Source organism: Bacillus sp. JCM 19034, from assembly GCF_001310635.1.
In the GTDB taxonomy this organism is placed as follows: domain Bacteria; phylum Bacillota; class Bacilli; order Bacillales; family Bacillaceae_D; genus Halalkalibacter.
In genome coordinates, this window is record NZ_BAXR01000003.1 from 241,200 (window position 1) to 254,415 (window position 13,216).

Consider the following 13,216-nt stretch of genomic DNA (forward strand, 5'->3'; position numbering starts at 1 on the left):
CTTTCTTGCATCGTTATTCTTTGATATAGTGAGTAGGAATGCTAAAAGAAGGGACGCATAAGGATGAATGTAAAGGAATTTGACTTATCAATTAACCCATTTATCGATGATTATTTACGATATAATGAAAAAGCTGTTTCTTTTTTTGATTATTCACTAAAGGATGAACAGGTTTTTAATAAAAGGCTTCAAGATATACAGTCGCGTAGCTATAAACGTAAAGAACTTCTTACTTATTTTCAAGATGTCTACAGTGATATAGAAAACAATCATGTAGCGATGAAGCAAATTGAGAAACTACAAAATGAACAATCAGTTGTTATCGTTGGTGGACAACAAGCTGGTTTGCTAACAGGGCCGTTGTACACGGTCTATAAAGCAATGTCCATTGTAGCTTTAGCAAAGAAACAAGAACAGCAATTAGGTATAGCCGTTATTCCAATTTTTTGGATTGCTGGTGAAGACCATGATTTGGATGAAATACGTTTTGTTTATAAACAACACCATTTGAACTGGAAAAAACATTTATATGATGATGTTTCTACCTATACTTCCGCCTCAAACGTTCCACTTAATCAAGAAATAATGCAGCGTTGGCTTGATGAGGTGTTTGCGACATTACCCGAAACAGCCTATACGTGCACTCTATATAAAAAGGTTTCTAATTATTTGCAACAATCTGATAGCTTTGTTGACTTTTTTAGACTTTTGATGCATTGGCTTTTTGCTGATCAAGGTTTACTTTTACTTGATGCACATGATCCTTTTATTCGTCAGCTAGAAAAAGAATATTTCAAAGATTTAATTTTCCATGTGGAAGCTGTTCAAGAAGCTCAACAATTAGGAGAGCGATTGTTTCAACAATCTGGTTACGGGAAACCAATTGGAACGGAATCACTAAATGCTCACTTATTTTAGAAGTTGATGGTACTAGAAGGCGAATTGATTATGATCATCATCAATTTTTGATTCAAGGTACGAATTATACATATACGAAAAGTGAGCTAATAAAGATCGTTGAAGAGCAACCAGAACGTTTCAGTAATAATGTTGTCACTCGTCCGCTTATGCAAGAATGGCTTTTACCTGTATTGGCATTTATTGGTGGTCCAGGTGAGATTGCTTATTGGGCTACATTAAAGCCTGTTTTTGAACAATTTGACCTTAAGGTACCTCCAGTCATATTGCGTTACCATATGACGTTCGTTCCGACAACTGTTAACAAATGGCTAAATGAAATGAATTATGATATTCTACCTTTTTTAAATGGAGAAATGGAAGCGCTTCGTACTCGTTGGCTTGAAAAAGTCAATCCATATCCTATTGAGGAAATTGTGAATCAGGCAAAAGCTCAAATTCGCGATAGTCATCAGCCAATTCGTGAATTGACGTCAAATATGGATCAGACGTTAGAGCGATTAAGTAAAAAAAATATTGAACTAATTGAATATCAATTAGATTTTATTGAAAAAAAGATGCAAAATTTCGTTCGACAAGCACATGAAGACACATTAAAAAAATTTGCTGAGTCAAGTCAATGGCTTTCGCCATTAAACAAACCTCAGGAACGTATTATACATCCGTTTGTGATCATGAATGTACTTGGAGAAGGCGAATTTAAAAAATGGTTGTCACAAGAACTACCTTTGAGTCGAAATCATAAGCTTGTCTATTTATGATTTTTTTGTAAAAAGAAGCTGTCGAAATATAAAAATGAAATCCTGTCTGAATAAGGCAGGATTTTTTTGTGGAGAAATTTTTTAAATTAGGTGGTACAAAGTGGGGGAATGTGGTACTTTATTGTTAGGAAGTGGAGGGAGTTGTTTCTCGATGTTATGGGGGAATATCATCATAACGTTGATGATAAGGCAGAATGATTGTTCCAGCGAAATTTAGAACAGCTTTAGGAGCAACATTTGTAGTGACACGGGGCCTCGACCGATGTCTATTCGTTTATCCCCAGGACGAGTGGGTAAAACTAGAAGAAAAATTAAAATCCCTTCCTTTTACGAAAAAAGATGCGAGAGCTTTTACTCGTTTTTTCTTTTCAGGTGCTACTGAATGTGAATTAGATAAACAAGGTAGAGTAAATATCGCCTCACCATTACGTGAATACGCCAAATTAGAAAAAGAATGTGTTGTTATTGGTGTTTCTAATCGTGTTGAAGTATGGAGTAAAGCGATTTGGGAAGAATATTTCGCAGAGTCGGAAGAGTCATTTAGCGAGATAGCAGAAAATATTATTGATTTTGACCTGTAAAAATGGAGGTGGAGGTTTGTTTCGTCATATTACCGTTTTAAAAGAGGAAGCTGTTGAGGGATTGCATATTAAGCCGGACGGTATTTATGTTGACTGTACGCTCGGTGGAGCAGGCCATTCCACAAAAATAGTTGAAAAATTAAAAAATGGACATTTATTTGCATTTGATCAAGATGAGGTAGCATTAGCTAATGCTAGTGAAAAGTTAGCGAAGCTTTAAAAACAACGTAACATTAATTAAAAGTAATTTTCGTTTTTTAAAGCAAGAATTGCACAAACGTGGTGTCAAAAAAGTAGATGGGGTATTATTTGACCTTGGAGTTTCAAGCCCACAATTAGATGAAGCGGAACGTGGCTTTAGCTATCACCAGGACGCAATCCTTGATATGAGAATGGATCAAACACAACAGCTTTCGGCTACTGATGTTGTGAATAATTGGCCTTTTGCTAAGCTTGTATCAATTATTTCACGTTATGGTGAGGAGAAATTTGCCAAGCAAATTGCTAGAAAAATCGAAGCAAGACGTGAAGAAAAACCAATTGAACGTACGAGTGAGCTAGTAGACATTATTAAAGAAGCGATTCCTGCTCCGGCAAGACGTAAAGGTGGACATCCAGCAAAAAGAACATTCCAAGCTATCCGAATTGCCGTTAACGATGAACTCGGAGCTTTTGAAGAAGCTCTTGAGGATGCGATAAGCATGCTATCAGTAGGTGGGCGCATTTCGGTTATTACCTTTCATTCACTTGAGGATCGATTATGCAAGGGAATTATGAAAGAAAAAAGCAAAGGGCCAGATTTACCACCAGGCTACCAGTGATTCCAGAAGAGTTTATACCAGAATTAAAGATGATTACAAGGAAACCGATTGTTCCTTCAGAAGAGGAGTTAGAGGAAAACAATCGTGCACGATCTGCTAAATTACGTATTGCCGAGAAACAAAAATAGGATAAGGGGGAACTAATCATGAGTATGGTTGCACGGCAAGTTCAGCACCAAGAGCAAACACAAGTAAAAACGCATAAAAGTATAAAGAGAACACGTACATCCGTTACGCTAGGTGAAAAATTAATTATGGCAATTGTTGCTCTTATAATGTTTGTTATTTTAAGTGTCATTGTACATAATTTTGCCACCCTCTATACGGTAAATCGCGATGTTTATCAATTAGAACGTGATATTGTTATGCAACAAGAAATTAATAATGGACTTCATTTACAAGTTTTGGAGTTAAGTGAGCCTGAGCGAATTTTATCTATTGCTAAAGAATTAGGAATGGTATTAGACGACGATAAAATAAAAGTTGTACAAAACTAGTTCAGTTTGGACTAGTTTTTTCTCGCCGAATTTGATTAATATAACAATAATAATAATGAATGAAGTAAAAGAGGTGAGATAAATGGATTTGAAGCGTGTCGTTACGAATAAGCGTGCTGTTTTCCTATTATTTGTCATACTAATCGTTTTTCTTACATTAACAGGAAGAATTATTTATATACAAGCTGCACAAACAATTAATGGAAATGATTTAATTGAAATTGGTGAGCAAAGGTGGACTCAAGAACAAGTTATTGAAGGGAAAAGGGGGACAATCTTTGATCGGGAAGGCAGTGCACTTGCACAAGAAGTTCCATCATTTACGGTATATGCCGTTTTAAACAAAGACCAACGTTATTATGTCAGGAAACCTGAAGAGACAGCAGCTATCTTATCTCCTTATATTAATATGAGTGAAGAAGAATTAACTCGTTTATTAACGAGTGATCGATTTCAAGTAGAATTGGGTTCCGGAGCAAGAAATCTTACATATGAACGAATGAAGGAAATTGAAGCTCTAGAACTTGAAGGGATTTATTTCCGAGAAGAGCCACGCCGTTTTTATCCGAAGCAAACGTATGCTTCCCATGTCATTGGTTATACAGACAGAGATATGGAAGAAGCTCGAATGGGATTAGAGCAAAGTTTAGATGAATACTTGCAAGCTGAAGATGGAAAGGTAACATTTCAAAAGGATATGAAGTGGATCCGTCTACCGAATGCAAACGAACAAATTATCCCACCAAAACATGGACACGAAATATATACTACTCTTGATACAAATATTCAAACTGCACTTGAACAGGTAATGACACAAGTGGAGGAAGACTATGAACCTGAAAGAATGATCGCAATTGTAGTAGATCCGAAAACCGGAGAAGTGTTAGCGATGAGTAATCGCCCTAGTTTTAATCCAAACGAATATGAAAACATTACAAACTACCTGAATTATGCAATTGCCGATCGGTATGAACCGGGTTCTACAATGAAAATGTTTACAGTAGCCGCAGCAATTGAAGAAGGAGTGTATAATGGTAGCGAGCATTACCAATCAGGACAATACCAAATAGGAACATCGACGATTGGCGATCATAATAACCGTGTAGGTTGGGGGATGATTAGTTTTGATGAAGGTTTTCTCCGTTCATCAAATGTAGCGATGTCACGCTTAACATTGGAGAAGCTCGGTCAAAAGAAATTATATGATTATTTAACACGTTTTGGATTTGATCAACCAACAGGGATTGATTTACCGGGTGAGGTGACAAGTGCGATTGATCGTAACGGACCAGTAGAAGCAGCTTCAACGTCTTTTGGACAAGGCTCAGCAGTGACGCCTATTCAGCAAGTGCAAGCAGCAACAGCAATTGCTAACAATGGGCAAATGATGAAACCATTTGTTGTGTCTAAAATTGTTAACTCACAAAATGGTGAAGTTATTTTTGAAAATATGCCAGAAGTGGCTGGAGAACCTATTTCACAAGATACAGCGGAACATGTAAGAGACTTACTAGAACAAGTAGTAACCTCACCTGTAGGGACAGGGAATGCTTACTACCTTGAAGGGTTTGATGTAATTGGAAAAACAGGGACAGCTCAAATTCCTTCCCCAAATGGTGGTTACATAAATGGACATGGAGAGAATATTTTTTCATTTATCGGAATGGCCCCTAAAGACGAGCCAAAAGTACTTGTTTATGTTGCTGTGGAAAGACCTAAAATAGACCTCTTTCAATCAGGTTCAGAGCCGACAGCTCTCATCTTTAACACGATAATGAAGCATAGTTTACAATATTTAAATATTTCGCCAACGGAGATAGAAATCACCGAGACAGTTAATAATGAGTATGTTGTGACTGATTTCACTACATTAACAGGTAGTGAATTAGAACAAGCCATTGACCAAACTAATCTAGATGTGATGATACTAGGAGATGGAAAAGAGGTTATTGCTCAACATCCTATAGGTGGCAAAAGTGCATTACCAGGTGAACGCTTATTCCTGCTAACGGATGATCAAACGTTTAACGTTCCTGATATGACTGGTTGGTCAAGTAGAGATGTGCGTAAATTAGCTGAATTAACAGAGATGGATATCTCTATATTTGGACACGGTTATGTTGTATCCCAAAGTATTGAACCAGGAACAAAAATCACAATTGGTGATTATATGGTCGTTGATTTAGAAAGAAAATCTGAACAAGATGTATCAGTGGAAGCTGATAATGAAGAAACGGATATAGAAGCAGACGCTGACAATGTAGAAATGGCTATAGAGGAAGAGGACGAGTAATGTTCTAACTCTCCTCGTACAAGCATACGTTAATAGCAGTATGTATTGTAGGAGTGATTTCGGTGAGAGTATCTAACGTTACGGTCCGCAAAAGGCTCATTCTCGTATTAATGTTCGGGTTTATTGCGTTTCTAATTATGATTTTAAGGCTTGGATACGTTCAATTTGCTATGGGCGATTGGTTAACGGAACGGGCTGAAGATTCATGGAGTCGAGATGTTCCATTTGAAGCAAAACGTGGTGAAATACGGGACCGCAATGATGTTGTATTAGCAACAAATGTAAGTGCACCATCGATCATTGTTGTTCCAAGACAAATTCAGGATCCGGTTGATACCGCTGAAAAATTAGCAAATGTATTAGATTTAGATCATAAAGATGTTTATAAAGAAATTACAAAAAGTGTGTCAATGATTCATGTTAACCGTAAAGTATCAAAAGAAAAAGCAAGTGAAGTACGTGATTTACGTTTACCAGGGGTTTATATTGCCGAAGATAGTAAAAGACACTACCCGAATGGATCGTATTTATCTCATGTACTTGGATTTGCTGGTATTGATAATCAAGGATTGACAGGGTTAGAGTTGTATTATGACGACGCCTTAAAAGGGCATAAAGGACATGTATCTTTTTTGCAACTGCAAAAGGAAGTAAAATGCCTAACTTAGCCGATGAATACTCGTCTCCAAAAAATGGATATGATTTACGTCTAACGATTGATAGTCAAATTCAAACGATCGTAGAGCGCGAATTGGACATTGCTGAAGCAACGTATCGACAGATGGGGCGATTGCGATTGCAATGAACCCCAATACGGGAGAAATTTTGGCGATGAGTAGTCGCCCTGACTATAATCCGGAAAATTTCCAAGAGGTTCCATCAGAAATTTATAATCAAAATAAGCCGGTCTGGATGCAATATGAGCCAGGTTCGACTTTTAAAATTATTACATTAGCTGCTGCAATTGAAGAAAATGAAGTCGATTTAAGAAAAGATACCTTTTATGATCCTGGATACATTGAGGTTGCAGGTCGTAACATACGGTGCTGGAAAAAGGGAGGACACGGTGAGCAAACGTTTTTAGAAGTTGTGCAAAATTCATGTAACCCTGGGTTTGTTGAATTAGGTCAACGTCTCGGGACAGATCGCCTCTTTGATTATATTGAAGACTTCGGTTTTGGAAAAAAAACCGGTATTGATTTACAAGGCGAAGGAACAGGAATCTTATTTAATCGTGAACGGGTTGGCCCTCTTGAACAAGCTACAACCTCGTTTGGCCAAGGTGTGGCTGTTACACCGCTTCAACAGGTAACAGCTGTTTCAGCTGCTGTAAATGGGGGCTATGTATATCAACCGTTTATTGCAAAGGAATTTGTAGATCCATTAACAGGTGAAGTCGTAGAACAAAGGACACCGACGATGAAGCGTCAAGTCATTTCGGAGGAGACTTCAGAGGAAGTTAGATATGCATTAGAGCATGTTGTTGCACTTGGTTCTGGAAAAGGTGCATATATTGATGGCTATCGTGTTGGTGGAAAAACCGGGACAGCACAAAAAGCGAAGGATGGCCGCTATTTAGAAAATAATCATATCGTTTCTTTTATTGGTTTTGCACCTGCGGATGACCCACAAATTGTCGTCTATGTCGCAATTGATAATCCGAAAGATACGATTCAATTCGGAGGGGTTGTTGCAGCACCGATCGTAGGTAATATCATCGAAGATAGTTTACTTGCCTTAAATGTTGAAAGACGTGAAGATCAAGTTGAAAAAGAACTAACGTGGAGTGATGTACCTCTTGTAGAAGTGCCTGATTTAGTTGGAAGAACACAGCGAGAATTAAATGAATCATATTATGAATTACAATTGGAAGTTGAAGGTGAAGGGAAGTATGTCCTAGCACAATCCCCTTCCCCTGGGATAAAAGTATCATCTGGGTCAACAATAAGACTTTATATGGGTGACAATTGAGAGCAACCCTTATAAAATGGTAGTTGGTATGTCAGTTGAGAAGGAGATAAAAAGGTAATGAACTTGAAAGAGTTATTAAAGCCAATACGTTTTTACAAGTCAACTATGGCTGACAAAAACCCAATTGTCACGTCATTGGCTATGGATTCACGAGAAGTGGAGCAAGGTACAGTATTTATTTGTATTAAAGGTTATACTGTCGACGGGCATGATTTTGCAGAAAAAGCGGTTGAACAAGGTGCTGTCGCCATTATTGCGGAACGTCCCCTTCCTGTTTCAGTACCGGTTATTGTCGTGAAGGATTCAAGAAGGGTAATGGCTAAAGTAGCATGTCACTTCTATCGTTACCCTACGTCCGATCTTCAATTAATCGGTGTTACTGGGACAAATGGAAAAACAACTGTTACACATTTGCTCGAACGAGTGTTACTCGCCAAACGGAAAAAGACCGGTTTGATCGGTACGATGTATACAAAAATTGGTGAAGAGACAAAAGAAACGAAAAATACAACACCAGAATCGCTGCCTCTGCAGCAAATCTTTCATGAAATGGTTCACAAGAAAGTCGATACAGCAATAATGGAGGTTTCTTCACACGCACTGCATCTTGGACGTGTTCATGGTTGTGATTTTGATATAGCAGTATTTACGAATCTTTCACCTGATCATTTAGATTATCACGGTTCAATGGAAAAGTATTTATATGCCAAAGGTTTGTTATTTTCTCAATTAGGAAGTGCACCAACAGAGAAAGTAGCTGTTATTAATCTTGATGATCCGGCAAGTAAAGAATTGATTCGTTTAACCGCTCAAGATGTCATTACATACGGTATAACTTCCGATGCTGATATTAGGGCAACTAATGTGGTGCTCATGCCAAACGGTACATCATTTACATTACATGCTTTTGAAAAGCAAATCCCTTTTCAATTAAAGCTTATTGGGAAATTTAGTGTTTATAATGTTCTCGCAACCATTGCTGTTGGCATTGCAATGAATATTTCCATTAGTGATATGAAGGAAAGCTTAGAAAAAGTTACAGGAATCGCCGGTCGATTTGAAATGATTGAAGCAGATGTAGATTTCTCTGTGATTGTTGATTACGCTCATACACCAGATAGTTTAGAAAATGTGTTAGAAACTTTAAAAGAATTATCAGAGAAGCGAATAATTGCTGTTGTTGGCTGCGGTGGCGATCGAGATAAGACGAAGCGACCAATTATGGCACAAATTGCAACAAAGTATGCTGATAAAGCGATTTTTACTTCTGATAATCCACGTTCTGAAGATCCAAAAGCAATTCTTTCTGATATGGTTGCTGGTGTGAATGAAGGAGATTATGAAGAAGTGATTGACCGTACAGAGGCAATACAGTATGCTATTGATTGTGCGAAGTCAGGCGATATAGTTCTTATTGCTGGAAAAGGGCATGAAACATATCAAATTATTGGTGATAACACGATCCACTTTGATGATCGTGAAGTAGCTAGAAAAGCTTTACACAATAAAGTGTGGTAGGGTCACTCATGCCAGTGGCCCCTTCAATACAACGATGACTAGCATAAAATATGCAACATACGAATAGAGAAAAGAAAGGGGGCGTGATGAATGATGTTTGAGCAACAAATTTTATTAATTTCCTTAATATTATCATTCTTAATCGCAGTCCTATTATCGCCATTATTTATTCCTTTTTTACGTAGGTTAAAATTTGGTCAGAGTATTCGAGAAGAAGGACCAAAATCACATCAAAAGAAAAGTGGTACGCCGACAATGGGAGGAATCGTCATTGTCATCTCGATTATTGTGACCTCACTTTTTGTATCATTGACCTATTTGTCTTTTAGTCAAGAAATTCTATTGCTTCTTCTAGTCACAGTCGGCTTTGGTGTTGTTGGTTTCTTAGATGATTTTATTAAAGTAGTCTTAAAACGTAATTTAGGGTTAACATCGAAACAGAAGCTAGCTGGTCAATTAGTAATTGCTATTCTATTTTATTTCGGTTTGCATCAAATGAATTTATCGACTGAAATTACGATTCCGGCTACAACTCTATCAATTGATTTAGGTTGGCTCTATTTACCTTTTGTAGTTGTTATGCTCGTCGGTGCATCGAATGCAGTTAATTTAACGGATGGATTAGATGGATTGCTAGCTGGTACTGGAGCAGTGGCCTTTGGAGCATTTGCTGTTCTTGCTTGGTATGCGGATCTAATTGACGTCTCGATTTTTAGTGCGGCAATTGTTGGGGCAGTATTAGGATTTTTAGTTTATAATGCACATCCGGCAAAAGTATTTATGGGCGATACGGGATCGCTCGCACTTGGTGGGGCGATTGCGGCAATAGCCATTTTAACGAAAATGGAAATATTATTAGTTATTATTGGTGGAGTATTTGTTATTGAAACACTTTCAGTAATCATTCAAGTTATTTCTTTTAAAACGAGAGGAAAACGGGTATTTAAAATGAGTCCACTACATCATCATTATGAGCTTTCTGGATGGAGTGAATGGCGTGTTGTCGTTACTTTTTGGTTCGTTGGCATGGTCTTTGCTGTGCTAGGAATTTATTTAGAGGTGTGGTTGTAATGAAAGGAATCGAAAAGTTTAAAGGAAAACGAATACTGGTTTTAGGTTTAGCCAAAAGTGGTGAAGCAGCAGCAAAATTATTACATAAGTTAGGTGCCATTGTTACAATCAATGATGCAAAACCATATCATGAAAATCCGCAAGCGCAGCAATTGGATGAGCTAGGGATAAGAGTCGTATGTGGCCATCATCCAGTCGAATTATTGGATGATTCTTTTCAACTAGTTGTTAAAAATCCAGGTATTCCGTACGAGAATAAAATGATAAAAAAAGCAATAGAACTAGGTATCCCCGTTATAACAGAAATTGAATTAACTTCAATACTTAGTGAAGCTGATATTGTTGCGATCACGGGCTCCAACGGGAAAACGACAACAACAACGTTAATCGGTGAAATGCTAGAAAATAGCTCGAAAAAACCAGTTGTAGCTGGTAATATTGGAACTGTTTCATGTGAAGTTGCAGAAAGTGTTACAAAGGATGATTGTATCGTTTTGGAAGTGTCCAGCTTCCAGTTAATGGGTACCGTTACATTTAAGCCAGCGATTAGTGTTCTGTTAAATATCTTTGATGCTCATTTAGACTATCATGGAACAAAAGAAGCATATATTCAGGCGAAAACAAAAATATTTGCTAATCAAAATGAGCAAGACTGGCTTATCTATAATGATGATGATTCAAACCTAGTAAAAGCGGTTCAGCATTCAAATGCCAAAAAAGTACCTTTTTCAACGAAACGTTATTTGTCTAATGGAGCGAGCATAAAAAATGGGTTCGTTTATTTTAAACAGGAGCCAATTATACATACGGAAGATATCCTTCTTCCGGGAAATCATAATCTTGAAAATGTGCTAGCAGCTATAGCGGTTTCCTTGATAATGGGTGCAAAAAAAGAGCATATACAATTTGTTTTAAAAACTTTTACAGGTGTTCGCCATCGATTACAATTTGTTGATGAAGTGGAAGGCAAGCGGTTTTATAATGACTCTAAAGCAACGAATATTTTAGCGACAGAGAAGGCAATAAATGCTTTTTCTGATCCTATTGTTTTACTTGCCGGTGGTTTAGATCGTGGAAATTCGTTTGATTCACTCATACCCTCACTAGAACGAGTGCACACAATCATTACTTTTGGTGAGACAAGCGCTAAAATTAAGGAAGTTGCACATATTGCGGGTGTAGAGAAGGTTATTGATGCAGAGTGGATGGAGGATGCGGTTTTACTAGCATTTCAGCATGCTAATAAGGGAGATGTTATTTTACTTTCACCTGCATGTGCAAGCTGGGATCAATATAAGACGTTTGAAGAACGTGGAGAAAGGTTCGTTCAAGCAGTTGAAAGCCTGTCTGTGAAATAATGGTGAATATAGCGTCTTAAAAAGGAATTGATGTACTGCCTTTTTTAAGACGTTTTTCTTTGCCCCTTTTTACCATTTAGAAGTAGTAAGGGACTGCCTAACTTCTATTCATACATACATTATTGGCGATAACTTGGACATGTTTTTATCATTTATGCATAAGGTTATATTACGATGAACTTTATGAAAAATGATGAGGTGTTTACATGGAAAAGGGCAAAACAGCACCAGATTACTTGCTAATGCTAACGACGTTTCATTATTACTTATCGGCTTAATTATGGTATACAGTGCAAGTGAAGCTTGGGCTAGTTATCGTTTTGATGATTCTTTCTTTTTTTTAAAACGTCAGCTATTTTTTGCTGGGCTTGGTGTTGCCGCCATGTTGTTTATCATGAGGATTGATTATTGGACATGGCGTACTTGGTCAAAGGTGTTACTTATCATTTGTTTCATTTTACTAGTTATTGTTTTAATACCAGGTGTCGGACTTGTAAGGGGAGGAGCACGTAGCTGGTTAGGTGTAGGAGCCTTTTCAATACAACCCTCTGAGTTTATGAAAATGGCGATGATTGCCTTTCTCGCTAGCTATTTATCGAGAAATCAAAAGAAAATAGTTTCATTTAAAAAGGGTTTATTGCCCTCTCTTTCTCTAGTTATGTTAGCATTTGGAATGATTATGCTACAGCCCGATTTAGGGACAGGTGCGGTGATGGTTGGAACGTGTATCGTTATGATTTTTATCTCTGGAGCAAGAGTTAGTCACTTTATGTGGCTCGGGTTAATTGGTGTTGCTGGTTTTGTTGCGTTAATTGCTTCTGCTCCTTATCGGATTAAACGAATTACGTCATTTCTGGATCCATGGTCTGATCCATTAGGAAGCGGTTTTCAAATCATTCAATCGTTATACGCAATTGGCCCTGGGGGCTTTGGGGCCAAGGTTTAGGAGAGAGTAGACAAAAATACTTCTATTTACCCGAACCACAAACCGATTTTATTTTTGCTATACTAGCTGAGGAACTAGGTTTTATTGGTGGTATGATTGTGATATGTTTGTTCGGTCTCTTATTATGGAGAGGGGTTAGAATTGCCTTAGGTGCTCCTGATTTATTCGGTAGTTTTTAGCTGTCGGAATAATTTCAATGATTGCTATACAAGTAATGATCAATATTAGCGTTGTAACAGGACTGATGCCTGTTACAGGAATTACTCTACCGTTATTAAGTTATGGTGGATCTTCTTTAACATTGATGTTACTGTCAGTCGGTGTCTTACTTAATATAAGTCGACACACTCGGTAATCACTAGATTTTTAGAGGGCCAGCTTACATGTGGATAGCTGTCCTATTTATAAGTAACTCTCTGGATTAATTTAATCGATTAGGTATTTCGCTTTTACCCTGCTTCGTTACACGAACCGAAGAGAA

At 37.6% G+C, this 13,216-nt stretch carries 6 protein-coding genes and 5 pseudogenes; all 11 read left to right on the forward strand.

All coding sequences use genetic code 11. The annotated features are described in order from the left end of the window. The first annotated feature begins 63 nt into the window (after positions 1 to 63). The 11 genes and pseudogenes from bshC (at position 64) to spoVE (ending at position 13,090) form a co-directional block, all read left to right on the forward strand. Positions 64 to 1,679 (forward strand): annotated as a pseudogene (bshC, locus tag JCM19034_RS23010) (bacillithiol biosynthesis cysteine-adding enzyme BshC). Between the two features lie 156 nt (positions 1,680 to 1,835). Further along, positions 1,836 to 2,260: pseudogene (gene mraZ, locus JCM19034_RS07420) on the forward strand (division/cell wall cluster transcriptional repressor MraZ). Positions 2,261 to 2,276: 16 nt separating this feature from the next. Further along, complete coding sequence (mraW, locus tag JCM19034_RS24005; RefSeq protein WP_269431673.1) at positions 2,277 to 2,480, forward strand: 16S rRNA (cytosine(1402)-N(4))-methyltransferase; 204 nt, start codon at positions 2,277 to 2,279, stop codon at positions 2,478 to 2,480. 49 nt (positions 2,481 to 2,529) lie between these two features. Beyond that, a pseudogene (gene rsmH, locus JCM19034_RS07425) lies at positions 2,530 to 3,209 on the forward strand (16S rRNA (cytosine(1402)-N(4))-methyltransferase RsmH). 18 nt (positions 3,210 to 3,227) lie between these two features. Further along, positions 3,228 to 3,578, forward strand: coding sequence for a cell division protein FtsL (gene ftsL, locus JCM19034_RS07430; protein WP_062048548.1), 351 nt, complete (start codon positions 3,228 to 3,230; stop codon positions 3,576 to 3,578). A gap of 82 nt (positions 3,579 to 3,660) precedes the next feature. Continuing rightward, entirely contained in the window at positions 3,661 to 5,871 is a 2,211-nt protein-coding gene (locus tag JCM19034_RS07435) for a penicillin-binding transpeptidase domain-containing protein (RefSeq protein ID WP_062048550.1), read from the forward strand. Between the two features lie 62 nt (positions 5,872 to 5,933). Then, positions 5,934 to 7,842: pseudogene (locus JCM19034_RS07440) on the forward strand (stage V sporulation protein D). Between the two features lie 57 nt (positions 7,843 to 7,899). After that, positions 7,900 to 9,360: a UDP-N-acetylmuramoyl-L-alanyl-D-glutamate--2,6-diaminopimelate ligase gene (locus JCM19034_RS07445; protein ID WP_062048552.1), complete on the forward strand. Its 1,461-nt coding sequence runs from the start codon at positions 7,900 to 7,902 to the stop codon at positions 9,358 to 9,360. 93 nt (positions 9,361 to 9,453) lie between these two features. Continuing rightward, positions 9,454 to 10,431, forward strand: a complete 978-nt coding sequence (gene mraY / locus JCM19034_RS07450; RefSeq protein WP_062048795.1) for a phospho-N-acetylmuramoyl-pentapeptide-transferase — start codon at positions 9,454 to 9,456, stop codon at positions 10,429 to 10,431. Then, positions 10,431 to 11,789: a UDP-N-acetylmuramoyl-L-alanine--D-glutamate ligase gene (gene murD / locus JCM19034_RS07455; protein ID WP_062048554.1), complete on the forward strand. Its 1,359-nt coding sequence runs from the start codon at positions 10,431 to 10,433 to the stop codon at positions 11,787 to 11,789. The genes mraY and murD overlap by 1 nt, the downstream gene beginning before the upstream one ends. A 206-nt stretch (positions 11,790 to 11,995) precedes the next feature. Next, a pseudogene (spoVE, locus tag JCM19034_RS07460) lies at positions 11,996 to 13,090 on the forward strand (stage V sporulation protein E). Positions 13,091 to 13,216 lie beyond the last annotated feature (126 nt).